This is a genomic window from Actinosynnema pretiosum, from assembly GCF_024171695.1.
GTDB classification, from domain to species: Bacteria; Actinomycetota; Actinomycetes; order Mycobacteriales; family Pseudonocardiaceae; genus Actinosynnema; species Actinosynnema pretiosum.
In genome coordinates this window covers 102904-125678 of sequence record NZ_JAMTCF010000013.1, presented here as the reverse complement: position 1 = coordinate 125678, position 22775 = coordinate 102904, and the positions used below count along the sequence as shown (strand labels likewise).

The 22775-nt window shown below is 74.2% G+C and carries 20 protein-coding genes; 15 read left to right on the top strand and 5 right to left on the bottom strand.

The window, feature by feature from the left end:
- Window positions 1-36: 36 nt before the first annotated feature.
- The 9 genes from LV78_RS25740 to LV78_RS25700 all read left to right on the top strand — a co-directional run bounded on the left by LV78_RS25740 (window position 37) and on the right by LV78_RS25700 (window position 12130).
- Entirely contained in the window at window positions 37-2598 is a 2562-nt protein-coding gene (locus LV78_RS25740) for a glycoside hydrolase family 3 C-terminal domain-containing protein (RefSeq protein ID WP_253848195.1), read from the top strand.
- Window positions 2598-3611 carry a LacI family DNA-binding transcriptional regulator gene (locus tag LV78_RS25735; RefSeq protein ID WP_015801003.1) on the top strand — a complete coding sequence of 338 codons (1014 nt, stop codon included), beginning with the start codon at window positions 2598-2600 and terminating at the stop codon, window positions 3609-3611. Before LV78_RS25740 ends, LV78_RS25735 begins: the two co-directional genes overlap by 1 nt.
- 276 nt (window positions 3612-3887) lie before the next feature.
- On the top strand, window positions 3888-5486 hold the full coding sequence (locus LV78_RS25730; RefSeq protein WP_253848194.1) for an extracellular solute-binding protein: 1599 nt from the start codon (window positions 3888-3890) through the stop codon (window positions 5484-5486).
- The gene (locus LV78_RS25725) at window positions 5473-6447 is read left to right on the top strand and encodes an ABC transporter permease (protein WP_253848193.1); all 975 of its coding nucleotides are present in this window, start codon (window positions 5473-5475) and stop codon (window positions 6445-6447) included. Before LV78_RS25730 ends, LV78_RS25725 begins: the two co-directional genes overlap by 14 nt.
- Window positions 6444-7397: a carbohydrate ABC transporter permease gene (locus LV78_RS25720; RefSeq protein WP_253848192.1), complete on the top strand. Its 954-nt coding sequence runs from the start codon at window positions 6444-6446 to the stop codon at window positions 7395-7397. Before LV78_RS25725 ends, LV78_RS25720 begins: the two co-directional genes overlap by 4 nt.
- A gap of 19 nt (window positions 7398-7416) precedes the next feature.
- The gene (locus tag LV78_RS25715) at window positions 7417-9444 is read left to right on the top strand and encodes a beta-galactosidase (RefSeq protein WP_253848191.1); all 2028 of its coding nucleotides are present in this window, start codon (window positions 7417-7419) and stop codon (window positions 9442-9444) included.
- Entirely contained in the window at window positions 9419-11344 is a 1926-nt protein-coding gene (locus LV78_RS25710; protein ID WP_253848190.1) for a glycosyl hydrolase family 95 catalytic domain-containing protein, read from the top strand. The genes LV78_RS25715 and LV78_RS25710 overlap by 26 nt, the downstream gene beginning before the upstream one ends.
- Entirely contained in the window at window positions 11341-11664 is a 324-nt protein-coding gene (cutA, locus tag LV78_RS25705) for a divalent-cation tolerance protein CutA (protein WP_041836694.1), read from the top strand. The genes LV78_RS25710 and cutA overlap by 4 nt, the downstream gene beginning before the upstream one ends.
- An 88-nt stretch (window positions 11665-11752) precedes the next feature.
- Window positions 11753-12130 (top strand): MerR family transcriptional regulator, encoded by a 378-nt coding sequence (locus tag LV78_RS25700; RefSeq protein ID WP_253848189.1) that lies wholly within the window; start codon window positions 11753-11755, stop codon window positions 12128-12130.
- A gap of 34 nt (window positions 12131-12164) precedes the next feature.
- On the opposite strand, the gene LV78_RS25695 is transcribed toward LV78_RS25700, so the two are convergent.
- The 4 genes from LV78_RS25695 to LV78_RS25680 form a co-directional block, all read right to left on the bottom strand.
- Window positions 12165-12515: an effector-associated constant component EACC1 gene (locus LV78_RS25695; RefSeq protein ID WP_253848188.1), complete on the bottom strand. Its 351-nt coding sequence runs from the start codon at window positions 12513-12515 to the stop codon at window positions 12165-12167.
- 156 nt (window positions 12516-12671) lie between these two features.
- Window positions 12672-12953, bottom strand: a complete 282-nt coding sequence (locus LV78_RS25690; protein WP_253848359.1) for a hypothetical protein — start codon at window positions 12951-12953, stop codon at window positions 12672-12674.
- Window positions 12950-13912, bottom strand: a complete 963-nt coding sequence (gene bla / locus LV78_RS25685; protein WP_253848187.1) for a class A beta-lactamase — start codon at window positions 13910-13912, stop codon at window positions 12950-12952. The genes LV78_RS25690 and bla overlap by 4 nt, the downstream gene beginning before the upstream one ends.
- A gap of 57 nt (window positions 13913-13969) precedes the next feature.
- On the bottom strand, window positions 13970-16654 hold the full coding sequence (locus tag LV78_RS25680) for an FAD-binding and (Fe-S)-binding domain-containing protein (protein ID WP_253848186.1): 2685 nt from the start codon (window positions 16652-16654) through the stop codon (window positions 13970-13972).
- Window positions 16655-16765: 111 nt separating this feature from the next.
- Here LV78_RS25680 and fabG point away from each other — a divergent pair, with 111 nt between their 5' ends.
- The 5 genes from fabG (at window position 16766) to LV78_RS25655 (ending at window position 20873) form a co-directional block, all read left to right on the top strand.
- A complete protein-coding gene (gene fabG / locus LV78_RS25675) occupies window positions 16766-17470 on the top strand; it encodes a 3-oxoacyl-ACP reductase FabG (protein ID WP_308208752.1) in 705 nt (234 codons plus the stop codon).
- A gap of 66 nt (window positions 17471-17536) precedes the next feature.
- Window positions 17537-18304 carry an enoyl-ACP reductase FabI gene (fabI, locus tag LV78_RS25670; protein ID WP_253848184.1) on the top strand — a complete coding sequence of 256 codons (768 nt, stop codon included), beginning with the start codon at window positions 17537-17539 and terminating at the stop codon, window positions 18302-18304.
- 104 nt (window positions 18305-18408) lie between these two features.
- Window positions 18409-19443 carry a ferrochelatase gene (locus LV78_RS25665; protein ID WP_253848183.1) on the top strand — a complete coding sequence of 345 codons (1035 nt, stop codon included), beginning with the start codon at window positions 18409-18411 and terminating at the stop codon, window positions 19441-19443.
- Window positions 19440-20042: a YcxB family protein gene (locus LV78_RS41750; RefSeq protein WP_253848182.1), complete on the top strand. Its 603-nt coding sequence runs from the start codon at window positions 19440-19442 to the stop codon at window positions 20040-20042. The genes LV78_RS25665 and LV78_RS41750 overlap by 4 nt, the downstream gene beginning before the upstream one ends.
- Window positions 20043-20075: 33 nt before the next feature.
- A complete protein-coding gene (locus LV78_RS25655) occupies window positions 20076-20873 on the top strand; it encodes an Rv1486c family protein (RefSeq protein WP_253848181.1) in 798 nt (265 codons plus the stop codon).
- A gap of 49 nt (window positions 20874-20922) precedes the next feature.
- Here LV78_RS25655 and LV78_RS25650 read toward each other — a convergent pair whose 3' ends face one another.
- Window positions 20923-21636 (bottom strand): SDR family oxidoreductase, encoded by a 714-nt coding sequence (locus tag LV78_RS25650; protein ID WP_253848180.1) that lies wholly within the window; start codon window positions 21634-21636, stop codon window positions 20923-20925.
- Between the two features lie 351 nt (window positions 21637-21987).
- Here LV78_RS25650 and LV78_RS25645 point away from each other — a divergent pair, with 351 nt between their 5' ends.
- Window positions 21988-22602, top strand: a complete 615-nt coding sequence (locus LV78_RS25645; protein WP_253848179.1) for a DUF3558 domain-containing protein — start codon at window positions 21988-21990, stop codon at window positions 22600-22602.
- Window positions 22603-22775: the final 173 nt, after the last annotated feature.

Here is a 22775-nt window from a genome sequence, read left to right as displayed (position 1 = left end):
TCGAATCGATTCGACTTCGGGCGCAGGCGGTTCGACGTGTTCGACGAGAGGCGTGCCGTGGGCCAGTTCCCGTTCCGCGACCCCGACCTGCCGCTGCGCGACCGGGTCGCCGACCTGCTCTCCCGGCTCACCGAGCGGGAGAAGATCTCCCTGCTGCACCAGCGGCAGCCCGCCGTCCCGCGCCTCGGGCTCGCCGAGTTCCGCACCGGCCTGGAAGTCGCGCACGGCGTCGCCTGGCTCGGCGAGGCGACCGTCTTCCCGCAACCGGTCGGGCTCGCCGCGAGCTGGGACGTCGAGCTGGTCCGGAAGGTCGGCGACGCGGCGGGGACCGAGGCGCGCGGGTTCCACGACCGCGACCCGCTCAACGGGCTCAACGTGTGGGCGCCGGTGGTCAACCCGCTGCGCGACCCGCGCTGGGGCCGCAACGAGGAGGCCTACTCCGAGGACCCGGTGCTCACCTCCGCGATGGGCACCGCGTTCGCGTCCGGCCTGCGCGGCGACCACCCGTTCTACCTCAAGACCGCGCCCACCCTGAAGCACTTCCTGGGCTACAACAACGAGACCCGCCGCGACACCACTTCCTCGGACCTGCGCCCGCGCGTGCTGCACGAGTACGAGCTGCCCTGCTTCCGGGGACCGGTCGAGGCGGGCGCGGCGGTCGCCGTCATGCCGTCCTACAACCTCGTCAACGGCCGCCCGGCGCACCTGAGCCCGCTGCTGGAGAGCGAGCTGCGGACCTGGCACCCGGACGGCGTCGCGGTGGTCAGCGACGCGTTCGCGCCGTCCAACATCGCCGGGTCGCAGGGCTTCCGCGCCACCCAGGCCGAGGGGCACGCCGCGATGCTGATCGCGGGCGTGGACAACTGCACCGACCAGGGGCCGGACCCCGAGCTCACCGTCACCGCCGTCACCGAGGCGCTGGAGCGGCACCTGCTGCCGTGGGAGGTCGTGGAGCGCGCGGTCGGCCGGTTGCTGGCGCTGCGGTTCCGGCTCGGCGAGTTCGACCCGGCCGGGCGCAACCCGCACGCGGGCATCACGCAGGACGTCATCGGCTCGCACGACGACCTCGCGCTCGACGCCGCCCGCGCCGCGATCGTGCTGCTGCGCAACGAGGAGCAGGCGCTCCCGCTGCCGCGCGGCGTCCGGCTCGCGGTGATCGGCACGCACGCCGACACCCTGTTCGAGGACTGGTACAGCGGCACCCTGCCGGGCAGCGCCGTCACCGTCCTCAGTGGACTGTCCGAGTTCGCCGCGACCTCGTTCGCCGAGGGCGTCGACCGGATCACCCTGCGCGGCCCCGACGGCCGCCACCTCGCCGTCGTCGACGGCCGCGTGGAGACCACCGCCGAACCCGGTGACGGCTTCGACCGGTTCGACTGGGGCGACGGCGCGTGGACCCTGCGCGCCGCCGCCAACCGCCGGTTCCTCGGCGTCACCGAGGACGGCGACCTGGTCGCCGAGGCGCTCGCCCCCGGCGGCTGGGACGTCCGCGAGCTGTTCACGCCCGAGGACACCCCCGACGGCCTGGTGCTGCGGCACGTGGTCAGCGACCTGACCTACGGGCCGTTCACCGCCGAGGTCGTCCACGACGGCGCGGCGGAGGCCGTCGCGCTCGCCAGGGAGGCCGACGTGGCGGTGGTCGTGGTCGGCAACGACCCGCACGTCAACGGCCGCGAGACCCAGGACCGCACCGGCCTCGACCTGCCGCAGCTCCCGCTCGTGCGGGCCGTCCGCGCGGCCAACCCGCGCACGGTGCTCGTGCTGGTCAGCAGCTACCCGTACGCGCTGGACGGCGAGGAGGAGCACCTGCCCGCCGTCCTGTGGACCGCGCACGGCGGCCAGCGCCAGGGCACCGCCGTCGCCGAGGCCCTGTTCGGCGCGCTCAACCCGTCCGGCAGGCTCCCGCAGGCCTGGCCGCGCTCCGCCGCCGACCTGCCCGACCTGCTGGACTACGACATCATCCGCTCCGGCGGCACCTACCTGTACTCCACCGCCGAGCCGCTGTTCTGCTTCGGCCACGGCCTGTCGTACACCGCGTTCGACTACGGCGAACCGGCCTGGGACGGTGAGCGGGTCACCGTCACCGTCACCAACACCGGCCGCGTCGCGGGCGCCGAGGTGGTCCAGCTCTACGCCGCCCGACCGGACTCGGCGATCCGCCAGCCGCTGCGCAGGCTCCAGTCCTTCCGCCGCGTCGACCTCGCGCCCGGCGAGTCCGCCGAGGTCGAGCTGCCCGCCGACGCCCTGTGGCACTGGGACGTGGTCCGGGGCCGCCGCTCGGTCGAGGCCGGTCCGTGCGTGCTGCTGGTCGGCCCGTCCAGCCGGGACGTCCGCGCCCGCCTGGAGGTCGAGCTGCCGGGGGAGGCGCCCGCGCCGCGCACCGGTCCGCTGCGCGCGACCGACTTCGACCACCACAGCGGCGTGCGCCTGGTCGACGACGCCGTGGTGTTCCCGGCCGAGGGCGACTGGATCGCGTTCCACGACGTCACCCCGTGGCCCTACGAGACCCCGGACGGCACCGAGCTGACCAGGGAGGGCGGCTCCACCGTCGTCGTCACCGCGCTGCGCGCGGGCGTCCGGGTGGAGCGGGTGGTCTGATGGTGACGATCGCCGACGTGGCCCGGCACGCCGGGGTCGCGCCCAGCACGGTCTCCTACGTGCTCACCGGAAGGCGCTCCATCTCGCCCGCGACCAGGGCCAGGGTCGAGGCCAGCGTCCGCGCGCTCGGCTACCACCCGCACGCGGGCGCCCGCTCGCTCGCCAGCAACCGGGCCAACGTCCTGGCGCTGGTCCTGCCGATGCGCGAGGGCATGAACCTGCCGGTGCTGATGCAGTTCGTGGTCGCGGTGGCGCACGCCGCGCGCGGCCACGAGCACGACGTGCTGCTGGTGACGGCGGACCAGGGCGCGGCCGGGCTGCGCCGGGTCGCGGGCAGCGCGCAGGTGGACGGGCTGCTGGTGATGGACGTGGAGATGCACGACGAGCGGGTGCCGGTGCTGCGCGAGCTGGAGCGGCCCTCGGTGCTGATCGGCTTCCCGGCCGACGCCGCCGGGTTGACCTGCGTCGACCTGGACTTCGCCGAGGCGGGCGCCCGCTGCGTCGACCACCTGGCCGACCTCGGGCACCGCTCGGTGGCGCTGGTGGGGGCGCCCCGCGCGGTCTACGAGCGCGACACCGGGTTCGCGCACCGCTGCATGGCCGGGTTCAGCGCGGCGGCGATGCGGCGCGGCATCTCGTCGACGACCCTGCCGACCGAGACCGACCACAGCTCGGTGCGGGCGGCGGTGACGGGCCTGCTGGACCGGCACCCCACGGTCACCGGGCTGGTCGTGCACAACGAGGCCGCGCTGCCGTCGGTCCTGGAGGCGTTGCGCGCGCTGGGCCGCGACGTGCCGGACGACATCGCGGTGGTCGCGATCTGCCCGGACGACCTGGCCGACCGCCTGTCCCCGGAGCTGACCTCCGTGCAGCTGCCCGCCGAGCAGCTCGGCCACCGGGCCGTGGAGCTGCTGATGGCGAAGCTGAACCGCGGCAGGGTCGCCCCGCTGACCCTGCTGCGGCCCCGCCTGGTCGAACGCGCCAGCACCGCCGCCCGCGCCGGGCGCCGGTGAGGACCACCCCATGCCCGCACCCGGCCGCGCACCCCACGTCGAAGCGCTTCACCGCAGAGCGCCGGCCCTGGCCGCGCCGTACCGGGGAGCGCCGCACCGGCACGAGCCACGCAGGGAAGCGCTTCCTCCCCACGGGGTGACCGGACCAGCACCACTCCGCGACACGCGCGCCGCCGTCCGCGCCGTCGAGCCCGCGCACCACACCCCGACGGCACCCCTATCACCGACGCGAAGGGGCGTTGTCCGATGAATGTGTCCCGCAGGAGTTTCTTCGGCATGAGTGCGGCTGCCGGTGGTGCGCTGCTGGTCGGCTGCGGTGGGCCCGCGCCGCAGCAGGGAGGGGGCGGTGGCGCGCTCAACTCCGAGGAGCTCGCCAAGCTGCTCCCGTCGTACTCGCCGGTCGAGTTCGCCAAGCCCGACCTCCCTGGGGTCAACGGCTCCAAGGCCGGGTACCTCAAGTTCCCCTCCACGCTCGTCGAGGCGGTCAAGGAGAAGCCGCTCTCCGGCGGCGAGGTCACCGTCATGACGCCGACGTTCTGGCCGGTGCCGCCGGGCCTCGGGCAGAACTCGTACTACGACGCCGTCAACGAGCGGCTCGGCGGGACGGTCAAGTTCGAGCTGGTCGCGGGCGCGGACTACGCGCAGAAGCTCGCCGCCATGATGGCGGGCAAGCAGGTGCCCGAGCTGACCGTCATGCCCACCTTCACCGTGCCGCCCCGGTTCAGCGCGGGCGTCGGCGAGGTGTTCCGCGACATCGGCGGCCTCATCGCGGGCGACAAGGCCAAGGACTACCCGATGCTCGCGGGCATCCCCACCGCCGTGTGGGAGAACTGCGTCTACAACGGCAAGCTGTTCGCGGTGCCGTTCCCCGGCGACCTGTTCGCCGAGGCCACCTTCTACCGGCCCGAGCTGTTCGAGAGCCTCGGCGTCGACCCGCGGGTCAAGTCCTTCGCGGAGCTGAAGGACCTGTGCGCCAAGGTGAACGACCCGGCGGGCAACCGCTGGGCGGTCGGCGACATCTTCCGCACGCTCGTGCGCGCTCGGGGCGACAAGGGCGACTGGCAGCGCGACTCCTCCGGCAAGGTCGTCAACCACATCGAGACGCCCGAGTACGCCGCGGCCATCCGCGACATGCGCGAGCTGTTCGACGCCGGCTACGTGCACCCCGACGTGGTCGCGGGCAACTTCAGCCGCCTCAAGGAGCTGTTCGCCTCCGGGCAGGTCCTGCTGCACCAGGACGGCGTCGGCGCGTGGCACGAGACCTTCGAGCAGCAACGGCCGGTGAACCCGGACTTCCGGATGTCCGCCATCCTGCCGTTCGCCTCGGACGGCGGGAAGGCCACCTACCCGATCAGCAACCCGGTCTCCATGCTCACCCTGTTCCGCAAGGACCTCTCCGACGACCGGGTCAAGGAGCTGCTGCGGCTGTGCAACTTCGCCGCCGCGCCGTTCGGCACCAGCGAGCACTTCCTGCTGCGCTACGGCATCGACGGCAAGCACAGCACCCGCAACGCCGACGGCTCGCCGCAGCTGAACGCCCTGGGAGCCAAGGAGATCACCCTGACCTACGGGTTCATCTCCGGCCCCGCCGAGGCGTACGCGCACACCCAGTTCCCGGACTTCGTGCGCGAGGCCCACGCCTGGCACGCGGACGCCTACTCCAAGCAGGTCAAGCCGATCACGTTCGGCCTGCGCATCGAGGAGCCGGCCGAGCTGACCAAGCTGGGCAAGCAGTTCGAGGACCGCACCAACGACATCCTGCGCGGGCGCGCCAGCGCCAAGGACGCGGACGGCCTGGCCGAGGAGTGGCGCAAGGCGGGCGGCGACAAGCTGCGCGAGTTCTACGACAAGGTCCTCACCGATGCCGGGCGCTGACCTGACGACCCCACCGGAGGCGCGGCGCGGCGAGCACACCGCCGCCCGCCGCGCCCCCGCGTGGTCGCGCAAGCTGCGCCGCGACTGGCCGATGCTGCTCATGGTCATGCCCGCCGCGCTGGTGCTCGTGGTGTTCCACTACGTGCCGCTGCTCGGCAACGTCGTGGCGTTCCAGGACTACTCGCCGTACACCGGCGTCATGGCCAGCACGTGGACCGGCCTGGTGAACTTCGAGCGGATCGCGACCGACCCGAACTTCTGGGCCGCCGCCGGCAACACGCTGATGATCACCGCGTTCCAGCTGGTGTTCTACTTCCCGATCCCGATCGGGCTGGCGCTGCTGGTGCACAGCCTGCTCTCGCCCCGGCTGCGCCTGCTCGTGCAGAGCGTGGTGTACCTGCCGCACTTCTTCTCCTGGGTGCTCGTGATCACCCTGTTCCAGCAGATGCTGGGCGGCGCCGGTCTGCTCAACTCGTTCCTGCGCTCCAACGGCGCCACCACGTTCGACGTGATGACCGACCCCGACCTGTTCCTGGGGCTGGTCACCGCGCAGGCGGTGTGGAAGGACGCCGGGTGGGGCGCGATCGTGTTCCTGGCCGCGCTGGCGACCGTGGACGCCTCGCTGTACGAGGCCGCCGCCGTCGACGGGGCCGGGCGGTGGCGCAGGCTCTGGCACGTCACGCTGCCCGCGCTCGTGCCGGTCGTGGTGCTGCTGCTGATCCTGCGCCTCGGCGAGGCGCTGACCGTCGGCTTCGAGCAGTTCCTGCTGCAACGCGAGGCGGTGGGGCGGGAAGCGGCGGAAGTGCTCGACACGTACGTCTACTTCACCGGCGTGGTCAACTCGGACTTCTCCTACGCGGCGGCGGCCGGGCTGGTGAAGGGCCTGGTGGGGCTCGCGCTCGTGCTGGCGGCCAACAAGGTCGCGCACCTGGCGGGCGAGCAGGGGGTGTACTCCCGATGACGACCACGACCCCGCGCCCGACGATCCGCTCGGCGCGCGCCTCGGCGAAGCCGACCAGGCCGGTGTGGGAGGAGCCGCCCTCCGCGCTCGGCCGGGCCGCCAAGGGCGTGCTGGTCGCGGTGATCCTGCTGGTGGTGCTGTTCCCGCTGTGGGTGGTGGTGCTGACCAGCCTGTCCACCCAGCAGGCCATCACGGCGGCCGGTGGGCTCGTCGTGGTGCCGGACGGCATCACGTTCGCCGCCTACGAGGAGCTGCTCACCGGCGGCGTGGTCACCCGCGCCGTGCTGGTCAGCCTGGGCATCACCGCGGTGGGCACGGCGTTCAGCACCGGCATCTCGCTGCTCGCCGCCTACGGCCTGTCCCGACCGGGCACGTTCGCGCACCGGCCGCTGCTGTTCCTGGTGCTGCTGACGTTCCTGTTCGGGCCGGGCCTGATCCCCACCTACCTGCTGGTGCAGTCGCTGGGGATGCTGGACAGCTACTCGGCGCTGATCCTGCCCGGCGCGGTGTCGGCGTTCAACCTGGTGGTGCTGCGCTCGTTCTTCATGAACCTGCCCGGCGAGCTGATCGACAGCGCCCGCATCGACGGGGCCAGCGAGTTCGGCGTGCTCACCAGGATCGTGCTGCCGCTGTCCAAGGGCGTCACCGCGGTGGTCTCGCTGTTCTACGCGGTCGGCTACTGGAACGCGTTCTTCAACGCGTTCCTGTACCTGAACAGCACCGAGAAGTGGCCGCTGCAGCTGGTGCTGCGCACCTTCGTGCTCCAGGGGCAGCCGATCCCCGGCGTCACGCAGGGCGCGGAGACGGTCGGCGCCGGGGGTGGACTGGTGGCCACCCTGGCCATCAAGATGGCCGTCGTCGTGCTGGCCCTCGTCCCGGTCGCGGTGGTCTACCCGTTCGTGCAGAAGCACTTCACGAAGGGCGTGATCGTGGGGGCGGTCAAGGGGTGACGGTGGAAGCGGGGACGGTGTGACGGGACTGGACGCGGTGGGACCGGGCTCGGGGGTACCGGGCGCTGTCGGACTTGGCGCGGCGGTGCGCGGCAGGCTGCGCTACGGCGGGGACTACAACCCCGAGCAGTGGCCGGAGGAGGTGTGGGCCGAGGACGTCGAGCTGATGAAGCGGGCCGGGGTGAACGTGGCCACGGTCGGCGTCTTCTCCTGGGCCACCCTCGAACCGACCCCCGGCGCGCGCGAGTTCGACTGGCTCGACCGGGTGCTGTCCCTGCTGCACGCCAACGGGATCGCGGTGTGCCTGGCCACCCCGACGGCGTCGCCGCCGCCGTGGCTGGGCCACCGCCACCCGGAGACGCTGCCGGTGGACTTCGACGGGCGCAGGCTGTCCTACGGCTCGCGCAACCAGTTCTGCCCGTCGTCCCCGGTCTACCGCAAGCGGTCGCTGGAGCTGGTCACGGACCTGGCGGCCCGGTACGCGCACCACCCGGCGGTGGTGATGTGGCACGTGAACAACGAGTACTGCGAGGTCTGCCACTGCGACGTCAGCGCCGAGCACTTCCGGCGCTGGCTGCGGGCAAGGCACGGCACGCTCGACGCGCTGAACGCCGCGTGGAGCACCGCGTTCTGGAGCCAGCGCTACGGCGACTGGGACGAGGTCGTGCCGCCGCGCCGCGCCCCGTACCTGATCAACCCGGCGCAGCGGCTGGACTTCGCCCGGTTCTCCTCGGACGCGCTGCTGGAGTGCTTCCTCGCGGAGAAGGCCGTGCTGCGGGCGGCGAACCCGGACGTGCCGATCACGACGAACTTCATGGGCCTGGACCAGCCGATGGACTACTGGGCGCTGGCCGCGCACGAGGACGTCGTCTCGCACGACTGGTACCCGGACCCCTCGGACCCGAAGTCGCACGTGGGCACGGCCATCGCCTACGACCTGGTGCGCTCGCTCGCGGGCGGGCCGTGGGCGCTGATGGAGCAGGCGGCGAGCGCGGTGAACTGGCGGCGCCGCAACCCGGCCAAGCCCGCAGGCCAGCTGCGGGCCCAGTCCGCGCAGGCGGTGGCGCGCGGCGCGGACGCGGTCTGCTTCTTCCAGTGGCGGGCCTCGGCCGGTGGCGCGGAGAAGTTCCACTCCGGGATGCTGCCGCACGCCGGGCCGGACACGCGGGTGTTCCGCGAGGTGTGCGAGCTGGGCGCGGACCTCGCGAAGCTGGACGAGGTCGTCGGGGCGGACGTGCGCGCGTCGGTGGCGTTCGCGCTGGACTGGGAGAGCTGGTGGGCGTGCAGGCTCGACGCCCACCCGGCGAACGACTTCGACCTGCTGGCGCGGGTGCGGGACTTCTACGAGCCGCTGTTCGACCTCGGCGTCGCGGTGGACTTCGTCCGGCCGGACGCGGACCTGTCGGCCTACGCGCTGGTGGTCGTGCCGAACCTGTACCTGGTGCGGGACGCCACCCGGTTCGAGTCCTTCGTGGACGGTGGCGGCACGCTGCTGGTCGGGTTCTTCTCCGGCGTGGTGGACGAGAACGACCGGGTCCACCCCGGTGGCGCGCCCGGTCCGCTGCGCGGGCTGCTCGGGCTGACCGTGCAGGAGATGGCCCCGGTCGAGCGCGAGCTGCGCTGCGAGTCCGAGCTGCTGGGCGAGTTCACCGCCGACTTCTGGCTCGACGACGTGGTCCCGCACGGGGCCGAGGTCGTCGCGCGCGCCGGGGACGCCCCGGTGGTGCTGCGGCACGGCCGCGCCTGGTACGCCGCCACCCGGCCCGAGCCCGCCGCCACCGCGCGGCTGCTCGCCCACCTGGTCGAGAGCGCGGGCGTGCCGCGCGCGCTGCCGCTGCTGCCCTCGGGCGTGGAGGCGGTGTGGCGGGGCGAGTTCCTGTTCCTGGTCAACCACAACGACGAACCGGTGTCCGTGGCCGTTCCCGGCGGCGGGGTCGACCTGCTGGCCGGGGACGCGCGCGCCGGGAGCGGTCAGGGCGCCGAGGCCGCGCCCGCCGACGAGGTCGAACTCGGGAGGTTCGGTGTCGCCGTTCTCCGACAGCCCTAGCCCGTGGGCCGCCGAACCCGCCGCGCGCTGGGAGGAGGCGCACCCGATCGGCGACGGCCGGTTCGGCGCGATGTGCTGGGGCGACGGCAGGTTCGACCTCAACGACGACCGGCTGTGGACCGACCCGTCCCCGCCCGCCACCGGTGACCCCGAGGTCGTGCGGGCCGCCCGCGCCGCCGCGCTCGCGGGCGACCCGGAGCGCGCGGACGAGCTGCTGCGCTCGGTCCAGGGCCCGGACACCGCCAGCTACCAGCCCCTCGGCACGCTCGTGCTCGGCTACCGCGCCGAGGGCGGCTACCGGCGGGAGCTGGACCTGCTCAAGGGGATCTCCACCACCTTCCACGGTCCCGTGACGGTGGAGGCGGTGTGCGGCGGCGGGTTCGGGGTGCGCGTCACCGGGGCCGACGAGGTCACCGTCGAGTCCGATGTGGACTTCACCCGGCTGGACGAGGACGACGCGGTCGTGGTCTACGTCGGCGTCGACGGGGTCCCGCCGTGGCACCTGTTCCGGCACCGCGCCACCACCGCGCACGCCGAGCTGGTCGGCCGGGTCGAGCTGGACCTCGGCCCCGCGCCGGACGGCCCGCCGTCGACCTGGCCGCGCGAGCACCCGGCGCTGGCGGCGCTGCTGTTCCAGCACGGCAGGCACCTGCTGGTGGCCAGCTCCCGGCCGGGCACGCTGCCCGCGAACCTGCAGGGCGTGTGGAACCCGCACGCCGAGCCGCCGTGGCGGTCCAACTACACGCTCAACATCAACACCGAGATGAACTACTGGCCCGCCGAGCCGACCGCGCTCGCCGAGTGCCACGAACCGCTGCTGGAGTTCCTCGAGGGGCTCGCGGAGTCGGGCGCGCGGGTGGCGCGGGAGCTGTACGGGCTGCCCGGCTGGTGCGCGCACCACAACACCGACCGCTGGTTCCTGGCCACGCCCGTGCAGGGCGACCCGGCGTGGGCGAACTGGCCGATGTCGGGCGCGTGGCTGTGCCTGCACCTGTGGGAGCGCTACGAGTTCGGCGGGGACGCGGTGTGGCTGCGCGAGCGCGCCTGGCCGCTGCTGCTGGGCGCGGCCGAGTTCTGCCTGGCGTGGCTGGTGGAGGACCGGGGCGCGCTGACCACCGCGCCGTCCACCTCGCCGGAGAACCACTACCTGACGGCGGACGGGCGCGAGGTCGCCGTCGGGGTCGGGGCGACCATGGACCTGGCGCTGACCTGGGAGCTGTTCGACCGGGTCGTGCGTGCGGGCGCGGTGCTGGGCGAGGACGTCGGGCACGTCGCCGAGGTCCTGGCCCGCCTCCCCGAGCCGCCGGTCGGGGAGGACGGGCGGGTGCTGGAGTGGCGCGACGAGTGGGCCGAGCCCGAGCCCGAGCACCGGCACCTCTCGCACCTGGTCGGGCTGTACCCCGGTGTGCGGATCGAGCGCGGGAGCGCTCTCGCGCGGGCGGCGCGGCGGTCGCTGGAGGCGCGCGGTCCGGGTGGGCCGGGGTGGTCGCACGCGTGGAAGGCCGCGCTGTGGGCCAGGCTGGGGGAGGGGGAGCGGGCGGCGGGCTCGCTGGCCGGGATGCCGCTGTACCCGAACCTCACCTGCGCCAACCCGTTCCAGGTCGACGGCAGCCTCGGGTACACGGCTGCGGTCGCGGAGCTGCTGCTGCAGAGCCACCGGGGCGTGCTGGAGCTGCTGCCCGCGCTGCCGCCGTCCTGGCCGACCGGTCGGGTGACCGGGTTGCGGGCGCGCGGCGGGATCGCGGTCGACCTGGAGTGGCGGGACGGCGAGCTGCGGTCGGTGGCGCTGACCGCAGACCGGGCGTGCGAGGTCGAGCTGGTCAGCGGTTCGCGGCGGTTGGCGCAGCGGCTCGCGGCGGGCGGCAGGGTCGTCGTGCCGTGGCTACGCTCGGTCGGGTGAGCGAGGAACACGTGGTCGTGCTGACCACCACCGACAGCGAGGACGTGGCGGCGGAGCTGGCCTCGGGGCTGGTCGCGGCCGGGTTGGCGGCGTGCGTGCAGATCGGCGGGCCGGTGCGCAGCCTGTACCGGTGGGAGGGGGAGGTCAAGGACGAGCGGGAGTGGCAGCTCTGGATCAAGACCACCTACGAGCGGCTGCCCGAGGTGAACCGGCACATCGAGCGGGAGCACCCGTACGAGGTGCCGGAGGTGCTGGCACTGCCCGTGCTCGCCGGGAGCGAGGCCTATCTCGACTGGGTGAGCGAGCAGACCGCGAGGTGAGGTCCCGGTGAGCGCGTGGCGGAGTTCACCACCGGAGGAGTGGCCACCACGGGGTTAACCTGGTGGGAACACCCCCGTGGAGGTTCAGGTGCGCATCGGAGAGCTCGCGGACAAGGCGGGCGTCAGCGTCCGCGCGCTGCGCTACTACGAGGAACAGGGGCTGCTCGCGTCGGTGCGCAGCGCCAGCGGGCAGCGGCACTACCAGGAGCAGGCCGTGGAGCGGGTGCTGCTGATCCAGCAGTTCTACGCGGCGGGGCTGTCGAGCAAGGCCATCCAGAAGCTGCTGCCGTGCATCCTGACCGGGCACATCACGCCGCAGCTGATGACGTTCCTCGCGACGGAGCGGGACCGGATCACCGGGCAGATCGACTCGCTGGTGCAGACCAGGGACCGGCTGGACTCGATGATCGACTACACCAAGGGCGCGAAGATGTGCGAGCGGCCGGTGAGCCGGACGGCGGGCTAGGCCGGGGGCGGTGGGGGACCGGTGGCGCGACCGGTCACCGCCCCGCCAGCACCTCGCGCGTCGACGCCAGCACGCGCGCCGCGTCCGTGGTCGACCCGCACGTCAGCTCCACCTCGCGCCCGTCCGCGCCGCGCACGGTCAGCGACACCTGCCGCGCGGTCCGGCAGTGCTTGAGCCAGTCGAACAGCCAGCGCACCAGCGCGGGGGCCGTCGCGCTGGTCAGCACCACCAGCGCCGCGTCCTGCGCCGCGCCGCCCTGCGGACCGGCCGCGCCCGCCAGGCTCACCCGGCCGCGCAAGCCGTCCCCGTCGCGCAACCAGCGCGCCAGCGCCCGCACGTCCTCGGTCGCGCCGTCGGTTCTCAGTGTCGCTGTCGCGCTGGGCATCGGGCCGTCCCGTCGTCGTGGCCGGACCACTCGGTCCGGCGCTCTCACCGACCCGGATCGCTGCCGCGCCAACCGGTGTTAACACCTCCAGCGGCCACCGATGCACCACCGCCAAGGGCCGTTCGGAGCGCGGCCGTCCGGACCAGCGCGTTCGGCTCAACCGGGCAACCCGCCCGGCCGGGGTCCGCCCGGCCGCAGTCCGCTCGACGGCAGCCCGCCCGGCGACGATTCGCCCAGCCGCAGTCCGCTCGGTGACAGCCCGCTCAGTCGCAACCCTTCCGGCGGCAACCTGTCCGGCGGCAACCCCTCCGGTGGCAGCCCGCCCGGTGGCAGCCCGCCCGGTGGCGCCCGCCCGGTGGCAGCCCGCCCGGTGGCAGCCCGCCCGGCGGCGATCCGCTCGGCGGCGATCCCCTGGCGGCGACCGCGCCCCAGCCTCACCCCACCCCCAGCGCCCCCAGCGCCACCCGCGCCGCGTCGCCCAGCAGCGCCACGTCGCCGCGCGCGTCCCGCTCCGCCCTGGTCGACATCAGCACCACCACCAGCGGGTCGCGGTCAGGTGGCCAGGCGATCGCCGCGTCGCACAGCGTGCCGTGCTCGGCCGCGCCCGGCTTCCCGCCGACCGCCCAGCCGCGCGGCACGACCGAGCGCAGCACCGTCCCGCCGCCCTCCAGCCACCCGCGCAGCTCCGCCCGCTCGGTCGCGCCCTCCAGCGCCGTCCCCAGCACCAGGTTCCGGTACCCGGCGGCCAGCGCGCCCGGCGTCGAGGTGTCCCGCTCGTCCCCCGGCTCGGCCGCGTTCAGGTCCGGCTCCCAGCGGTCCAGCCTGGTCTGCTCGTCGCCCAGCGCGAACGCGAACGCCGTGATCGCCTCCGGCCCGCCCACCAGCGACAGCAGCTCGTTCAGCGCCGTGCTGTCGTCGTGCGCGATCGCCGCGTCGCACAGCTCGGCCACGGTCATGCCGCCGTCCACCCGCGCCCCGGTCACCGGCGAGTTCCCGATCAGCTCCGCCCGCTCGTAGGTGATCACCTGCCGGAAGAACCCGTCCCGCCAGTCGTTGGCCACCAGCAGCGCCCCCGCCGCGTACGGGCTGACCAGCGAGCACACCGGGAACCGCTCGTCCGCCCGGTGCCCCACCGCCACCCCGGAGCCGGTGTCGATCACCCGCACGCCCAGCCGCGCCCCGTACCGCTCCTCCAGCGCGGCCAGCTCCGGCAGGTCGGTGGTCGCGGCCTCGCCCCCGCCGCCCGGCCCCGAGGGCGTGGTCCCGGTCGGCGCGGCCCCCGACGACGCGGGCGGCGCGGCGGGACCGGGCGCGCCGCAGGCGCCCAGGACCGGGAAGCCCAGCAGCGCCGCGAGCAGCGTCCTGCGCCGCGCCACCCCTGGCGAAGTGTCAGCCATCGTCGTACCCCTCCGTGTTCAGTGCGTCACGCGGAGTACTCTAGGGGGCCGTTCGGGCTAGTCGCGCCCACCCCCGCGCAACCCCAGCCGCCTGGCCAGCAGCGTCGCCACGTGCACCGGCTCGGCCCCGGTGACCTCCCTGACCTGCGTGCGGCAGCTGAACCCGTCCGCCACCACCGCCGTCCCCGCGCCCGCCGCCCGCACCGCCGGGGCCAGGTTCTGCTCCGCCACCGCCACCGACACCCCGTGGTGCCCCTTCTCGAACCCGAAGTTCCCGGCCAGCCCGCAGCACCCCGGCACCAGCTCCGCCGACACCCCGGCCCGCGCCAGCAGCGCCTCGTCCGCGCCCGTCCCGCCCTCCGCGTACAGGTGGCAGTGCGGTTGCACCACCGCGCTCGCGGGCCCGGCGACCGGGGGCTCCAGCACCGGCCCGACCTGCTCGGCGAACGTGCGCACCGCCCCGGCCAGCGCCACCACGTCCGCGTCGTCCCCGGCCAGCTCCACCGCCTCCGACCGCAGGAACGCCGCGCAGCTCGGCTCCACCCCGACCACCGGCACCCCCTCCCGCACCCACGGCCGCAGCGCCCGCGCCGTCCGCCGCAGCACCCGCCGCGCCACCCCCAGCTGCCCGGTCGAGTACCAGGTCAACCCGCAGCACACCGCCCCGGACGGCACCTCCACCGAGTGCCCGGTCTCCGCGAGCACCGCCGCCGCGTCCAGCCCGACCTCCGGCTCGAACCGGTTGGTGAACGTGTCCGGGAACAGCAGCACCGGCTCCCCGGACCCCACCGGCTCGAACCGCTCCTGCAGCGACCGCCGTGCCGGGACCGGCAGCTCCCGCCCCGGATCGACCCCGCCGAACCGGGCCAGCCGCCGCGTCACCCGGTTCACCAGCCCGGCCCGCAACCACAGCGGCAACCACCCCATCGAGTAGTGCGCCAGGGGCCGCAGCCGCCCCCGGTAGTGCCGGTGCAGGAACTCGGCCTTGTACGCCGCCATGTCCACGTCCACCGGGCAGTCCCGCTTGCACCCCTTGCACCCCAGGCACAGGTCCAGCGCCTCGCGCACCTCGGTGGACCGCCAGCCGCCGCGCACCACGTCCCCGGCGAGCATCTCGAACAGCAGCCGCGCCCGCCCGCGCGTGGAGTGCTTCTCCTCGCGGGTGGCCCGGTAGCTCGGGCACATCACCCCGCCGGAGGTGTTCAGGCACTTCCCGACGCCCACGCACCGCCGCGTCGCCGCCGCCAGGTCCCCGCCGTCCGCGCGCAGCCCCAGCGCCGCCCTGGTCGGGATCACGGCGGGCGCCACCACCACCCGCAGGTCCGCGTCCAGCGGCAGCGGGTCGACGACCCGGCCGGGGTTGAGCAGCCCGCGCGGGTCGAACGCCGACTTGAACGCCCGGAACGCCGCGATCGCCTCCGGCGGGTACATCCTGGTCAGCAGCTCGGAGCGGGCCTGCCCGTCGCCGTGCTCCCCGGACACCGACCCGCCGTGCGCGACCACCAGGTCCGCCGCCGCCTCCAGGAACGCCCGGTACCCGCGCGCCCCGCGCCGCCCGCCCGCCAGGTCGAAGTCGATCCGCACGTGCACGCAGCCCTCGCCGAAGTGCCCGTAGGTCACCCCGCGCCGCCCGTGCCCGGCCAGCAGGTCGTCGAACTCGCGCAGGTACGCGCCCAGCCGCTCCGGCGGCACCGCCGCGTCCTCCCAGCCCGACCACGCCTCGCCGCCGTCGGCCATCCGGGTCGCCAGCCCGGCCCCGTCCTCCCGCACCCGCCACAGCGCCCGCTGCCGCGCCGGGTCCAGCACCACCGCCGAGTGCGGGGCCAGCGACGCCGCCTCGTGCGCCACGGCCTCCTCGGTGGTCTCCACGAACAGCCAGCTCGACCCGCGCGGCAGCAGCCTGCGCACGTCCCGCCCGGCCGCCGCGACCAGCGACTCCTCCAGCCCCTCCACCGCCAGCACGTCGCCGAGCGCGGCCACGTGCGGCGCGGTGTCGGCCGCGTCGTACCGGCCGTCGAACCCCAGCACCGCCAGCACCCGCCTCGGCGGCACGGGCACCAGCCGCACGGTCGCGCCCAGCAGCACCGCGCAGGTGCCCTCGGTGCCCACCAGCGCCCGCGTCAGGTCCGGCAGCGCGTCCAGCCGGTACCCGGACACCCGCCGCTCCAGCGCCGGGTACCACGCGGGGTCCGCGCGCGGCAGGTCCAGCGGCGGGGGAGCGGTGGTGTCGAACCGCCGCCCGTCCGGCAGCAGCACGTCCAGCGCGGCCACGTTGTCGCTGGTCTTGCCCCACGCCACCGACCGCGAACCGCACGCGTCGTTGCCGATCATCCCGCCGAGCGTGCACCGCGAGTGCGTGGACGGGTCCGGCCCGAACAGCAGCCCGTGCGGGCGCGCCGCGTCGTTGAGCCGGTCCAGCACCACCCCCGGCTGCACCACCGCGAGCCCGCGCGCCGGGTCGACGTCCAGCACCCGGTCCAGGTGCCGGGAGAAGTCCAGGACCAGCCCGTCACCGGCCGAGTTGCCCGCGATGCTGGTGCCCGCCCCGCGCGAGGTCACCGGCACGCCCAGCTCCGCCGCGACCCCCACGGCGGCCACGACCGCGTCCAGCGACCTCGGCCGCACCACCGCTGTCGGCACGTGCCGGTAGTTGGACGCGTCGGTGGAGTACAGGGCGCGGCTGGCGGCGTCGGCGAGCACGTCGCCGTCCACCTCGGCGCGGAGCCGGTTCAGGAGATCCACCCCGCCGATTGTGGTCCGCGCCTCGCCGATGCGGGACCTTCGGGGGCGAGCCGATAGCCTTCGGCGGCATCAACCAGCGCAGATGAACCGGCGCAGATGGGAGCTGAGGGCGTGGCGAGGTCCGTACTGGTGACCGGCGGCAACCGCGGGATCGGTCTGGCGATCGCTCGGGCGTTCGCCGAGCAGGGCGACAAGGTCGCGGTGACCCACCGGGGCTCGGGCGCGCCCGAGGGACTGCTGGGCGTCAAGTGCGACGTGACCTCCGCCGAGGAGGTCGACGCGGCGTTCGCCGAGGTCGAGGCGGCGCACGGGCCGGTGGAGGTGCTCATCGCGAACGCGGGCATCACCGACGACACCCTGCTGCTGCGGATGGGCGACGAGCAGTTCAGCCGGGTGGTCGAGGCCAACCTGACCGGGTCGTTCCGGGTGGCCCAGCGCGCCTCCAAGGGGATGCTGCGCAAGCGCTACGGCCGGATCGTGTTCATCTCCTCGGTCGTGGGCCTGATGGGCAGCCCCGGCCAGGTCAACTACGCGGCGAGCAAGGCCGGTCTGGTGGGCGTGGCCCGCTCGATCGCCCGCGAGCTGGGCAGCCGCAACATCACCGCGAACGTGGTGGCCCCCGGTTTCATCAGCACCGAGATGACCGAGGTGCTGTCCGAGGAGCGGCGCAAGCAGATCCTGGGCCAGGTGCCCTCGGGCCGGTACGGCAGCACCGACGAGGTCGCCGCCGCCGTCACCTTCCTGGCCTCGGACAGCGCGGCCTACATCAACGGCGCGGTGATCCCCGTCGACGGCGGCCTCGGCATGGGGCACTGACCCCGTCCCGGCCCGCCCGACCCCACCGAACGACCAGAACAACCCCGAACGACGGAGGAACATCTCGTGTCCGGACTGCTTGAGGGCAAGCGCCTGCTGATCACCGGTGTGATCACCGACGCCTCGATCGCCTTCCACGTGGCGAGGGTCGCCCAGGAGCAGGGCGCCCAGGTCGTGCTCACCGGCTTCGGCCGGATGAGCCTGGTCGAGCGCATCGCCAAGCGCCTGCCCACCCCCGCCCCCGTGGTCGAGCTGGACGTGCAGAACCAGGAGCACCTGGACACGCTGGCCGACCGGGTCCGCGAGCACGTCGACGGCCTCGACGGCGTCGTCCACGCCATCGGCTTCGCCCCCCAGTCCTGCCTCGGCGCGCCCTTCATGGACGCCCCGTGGGAGGACGTGTCGACCGCGATGCACGTGTCGGCGTACTCGTACAAGGCGCTGGCCGCCGCCACCCTGCCGCTGCTCGGGCCGGGCTCGTCGATCGTCGGCCTCGACTTCGACGCCCGCCAGGCGTGGCCCGCCTACAACTGGATGGGCGCGGCGAAGGCCGCCTTCGAGTCGATCAACCGCTACATGGCGCGCGACCTCGGCCCGAAGGGCATCCGGGTCAACCTGGTCTCCGCCGGTCCGGTCCGCACGATGGCCGCCAAGTCGATCCCCGGCTTCGGCGAGCTGGAGAGCATGTGGGCGGACCGGGCGCCGCTCGGCTGGGACGTGGACGACCCGACGCCGGTCGCCAAGTCGGTCTGCGGCCTGCTGTCCGACTGGTTCCCCGCGACCACCGGCTCGATGGTGTTCGTCGACGGCGGCGTGCACTTCCTCGGCCTGTGACGCTGTCCGCCGTGGCCGCGCACTCGCTGTAGCGCTCCTCACAACCGGGTCGGACACACCGACCCGGTTGTGCGGGCGATCAGGGGTGGCGCGAGGATGGGCCGGTGAGCTATGACGCGCTGCTGTGGCTGTCCTTCGGCGGCCCGGAGGGACCGGCCGACGTCCGCCCGTTCCTGGAGAACGTGACCCGAGGCCGGGGCGTGCCGCCCGAGCGGCTGGACGAGGTCGAGAAGCACTACCTGCACTTCGGCGGCGTGTCCCCGATCAACGAGCTGAACCGGTCCGCGATCGCCGCCGTCGAGCCGCTGCTGGAGATGCCGGTCTACTTCGGCAACCGCAACTGGCACCCCATGGTCGAGGACACCCTCGCGGAGATGAAGGCCGCAGGCGTCAAGCGCGCCCTGGTGTTCCCCACCAGCGCGTACGGCGGTTACTCCGCGTGCAGGCAGTACGACGAGGACATCCTGCGGGCCCGCACCGCCGTCGGCGAGGACGCCCCCGAGCTGGTGAAGCTCCGCCAGTTCTTCGACCACCCGCTGTTCGTCGACTGCTTCGCGGACGCGGTCCGCGCCGCCGCCGAGGGCCTGGCCGAGTACCGGCTGGTGTTCACCGCCCACTCGATCCCGATCTCCGCCGACAAGGCCGCCGGTCCGCCCGAGGAGGGCGGTGGCCGGTACTCGCGGCAGATCGCCGAGGCCGCCCGCCTGGTCGCGGCGCGGCTCGGCGTGGCCGACTACGACGTGGTGTGGCAGTCCCGCTCCGGGCCGCCGCAGATCCCGTGGCTCGAGCCGGACATCGTGGACCACGTCGAGGAGCTGTCGGGCAAGGGCGTTCCGGCCGTCGTGGTGTGCCCGATCGGGTTCGTCAGCGACCACCTGGAGGTGGTCTGGGACCTGGACACCGAGGCCCGCGAGAAGGCCGAGGAGCTGGGCATGGGCTTCGCCCGCGCCGCCACGCCCAACGGGGACCCGCGCTTCGCGCAGCTGGTGGCCGAGCTGGTCGCCGAGCACACGTCCGGGGCCGAGCCGCGCAAGCTGTCGGACTTCACCTCCGCCGGGTGCACGGTGAACGGCGAGCTGTGCGCGCCGATGTGCTGCGAGCCGGCCAGGCGCCCGCAGCGACCGCAGACGGCGTCGTGACGGGGGAGAGGGCCGAGGACGTGCCCGTCGGGGGCGGGGCCGCCGCTGAGCCGACCGGGGCCGGGACCGCCGAGGGCGTCGCGGCCGATGACCCGACCGCCATGCCCGCCGCCGCGGGCGCGACGGGGAGCGTCGACTTCGCCTGGACCCCGCACCCGTCGGACTGGCGGGCCGCGCTGCGCACCGCCGTGCCCCTGTACCGGTGGGTGCCGTGGTTCGCGGCGGCGTTCGCGGTGTTCGGGGTCGTGGTGCTGGTGATCGGCCCGACTGTGCCCGGCGTCGTGGCGCTCGTGCTGGCGGCGCTGATGGCCGCGATGGTGCCGGTGACCACGTGGGTGAGCTTCCACAACCACCCGATCGCGGCCAAGGCGGTCACCGGCAGCGCGGACGGCCACTCGCTGCGGATGGCCGTGAGCGGGGCCGCGCGCAGCGAGGTGGACTGGGCGCGGCTGCCCGGTTGGTCGGAGACCGGGCGCACGTTCGTGCTGCGCACGCCGGAGTCCGGGATGTACGCGGTCCCGCACCGGGCGTTCGGCTCCGGTGACGGCGTGGAGAAGTTCCGGGCACTGCTGGCCGAACACGTCGGCCCGGCTGCCTGAAACCGGGCGGGCACCCGCGTATCTTTGGCGGTCGTGTCCTGTGCGAGTGCGACGCTGGTGGTCTGGACGTCCGGGTGGCTGCACGGAGCGGCTGCGGCCGACGACGTCCTCGACGCCCTGGGCAGGTGGGGCGGGCTGCACGAGGTCGCGGCCCACGACGACGGCACCGCCACGGCCCTGGACCTGCCCGGTCCGGGTGAGCCGCCGGTGGGGCCCGCCCTGCTGCTCGCGGCGCTGAGGCGGGCGTCGGCGACGTCGGTCCGGCTGGTGCTGCCCGTCCCCGGTGACGCGCGCGGCCTCGGCGGGCGCGGCCCGCTCAGCCAGGCGGCGCTCGGGGTCGGCGAGGCGGCGGTGCTGCCCGAGCTGGGGGTCGGCCTGGTGCCCGAGCGGGTGGCGGACGGGGTGGTCCGGTGGACGGCGTACGACCTGCCGACCACCACCCCGCCCGAGCACGTGCCGCTCGGCGAGGCCGACCACGGCCTGGCCGACGCGCTGCGGCGCGCGACGACCTCCCTGGTGACCCTGGACGTGGCGCGGAACCGGCAGAACGTGCGCGAGGAGATCGCCGCGCTGGTCGCCGAGAGCAGCGCCCAGGAGTGGCCCACCGGGATGCCGCCGAGGTCGCTGCGGGTGCTCCAGCGGGCGGCTGAGGTGGCGGCGATCCTGGCGGTGGCGTCGGCGGACGCGCCGGGCGGTGCGGTGTCGGCGTCGGCGACGCGGGGGCGCGACGACGCGCTGCGGCCGGTGTCGGAGGCGGTGCGGCGGGCGCGGTTGGCGGCGGTGCAGGAGGCGGTGCGGGTGCTGACCGACCAGGAGGCCGGGCGGCACTGAGGTCGGCGTCCCCTCCCGTCGTCAGTCGGGAGGGGACGCCGGACCCCGGTCAGCTGGGGCGCACGATCAGCTCGGCGACGCCGACGGTCGCGGGCTGGTCGATCGCGTACGCGATCGCGTCGCCGATGGCCGACGCGGGCAGCGCGACCTGGCGGTAGCTGCGCATCATCTCGGCGGCCTCCGGCGAGGTGATGGTGTCGGCCAGCTCCGACTCGACCACGCCGGGCGAGACGGTCGTGACCCGGACGCCCTTCGGGGACAGCTCCTGGCGCAGGCCGTCGGACAGGGCGCGCACGGCGAACTTCGTCGCCGAGTACACGGCGGCGGTCGGGACGACCTCGTGGGCGGCGATCGAGGCGACGTTGACCAGGTGGCCGGAGTTCGCGGCGAGCATGGTCGGGAGCACGGCGCCCAGGCCGTTGAGCACGCCCTTGAGGTTGACGTCGACCATGCGGTCCCACTCGTCGGTGCGCAGCTCGGCCATCGGGGACAGCGGCATCACGCCCGCGTTGTTGACCAGCACGTCGATGCGGCCGTGCTCGGCGAGCGCGGCGTCGGCGAAGGCCTGGAAGCCTGCCTTCGAGGTGACGTCGAGCTGGTGGGCGGAGCCGGAGCCGAGCTCGGCGACGAGCGCGTCGAGCAGGTCGGTGCGGCGGGCGCCGAGCACGACGTGGTGGCCCGCGGCGGCGAGGGCCTTGGCGGTGGCGGCGCCGATGCCGGAGGAGGCGCCGGTGATCAGGACGACCTTCGGGGTGCTGTTCATGTGATCGAGCGTGGCGCGGGTGGTGGGGCGGAAGAAGGGTGCGCCGCACCCACCCTGCGCGCGTGTCCACTGTGGTCGACGCCCGTCCACTCCGGTCTGCCCGCTTTCTCCGGTGGCTCAAGGTGATCGCGGGGTGACCCGGCGAAGTGCCCGCTGACCTGATCATGGATTTCCCGGACGCCGGGCTCGGCGCTCTGACATCATCCGCTCCGGGCGCGGCCCGCCCCGCCGGTCCCCGCGACCGCCGGCCCGCTGGCCGCGCCCCGACCTTCCCCGCCCCGGTCGGACCGGACCTGGGCGCTGCGGCATCGGGTTGACCCCTCGTCGGGGCGCCTGTGACAGGAGTTGAACGTGAGAGTGGGTTTTTGGGCGATCGCAGCGGCTGCCGCGGTGGTCGCGGTGAGCGGCTGCTCGACCGCGTCGACGGGCAAGGCCCTGCCGGAGAGCGCGCCTGTCGAGGCACCCTCGGGCATTCCGGAGTTCGAGTCGAAGACCAGCGCGGCGCCGAGCTCCTCGGCGAAGGGAGGCGCGGGGCTGGACCTGTCGAAGTACGAGGCGAACCCGTGCGGGCTGCTGACCTCGGCGCAGGTGGCGGGGCTGGCCGCGCTGGACGACCCGGAGCCGGGGAACACGGGCGGGAGCCCTTCGTGCGTCTGGAACCCGGTGGACCTGACCAAGGGGGCCCGGTACACGGTGGTCCTGCCGGAGGAGACGTTCGCGAAGGCGGTGCGGTTCGCGGAGTCGTCCTCGGTGAAGGAGGAGGCGGTGGTGGGCGGCCTGGAGGCGTTCACCCACTCGCCGGTCGCGGGCGGGAAGGGGCGTTGCACGACGATCGTGGCGGCGTCGGCGGAGACGACGTTCCAGGTGATGGTGAGCGTGACGAACGGGTCGCTGCCGGAGGCGGCTGCGGCTTGTGAGGTGTCGCGGAAGGTGGCGGCGTTGGTGGTGGAGACGGTGAAGGGCTGATCCGCTCGGCGTTCGTGGGGCCGGGCACCTCGTTCTTCGAGGGCCCGGCCCTTCTGCGTGTCGTGCGTATCGGTCGCTGTTCGTGCTTCACCGCTCCGGTTCGTGACCCTGGGCATTCTTTCGGGTGCATTTCGTGCACAGAGCGGGTGAAGTTTCTCTTGGGTCGTGAAAAG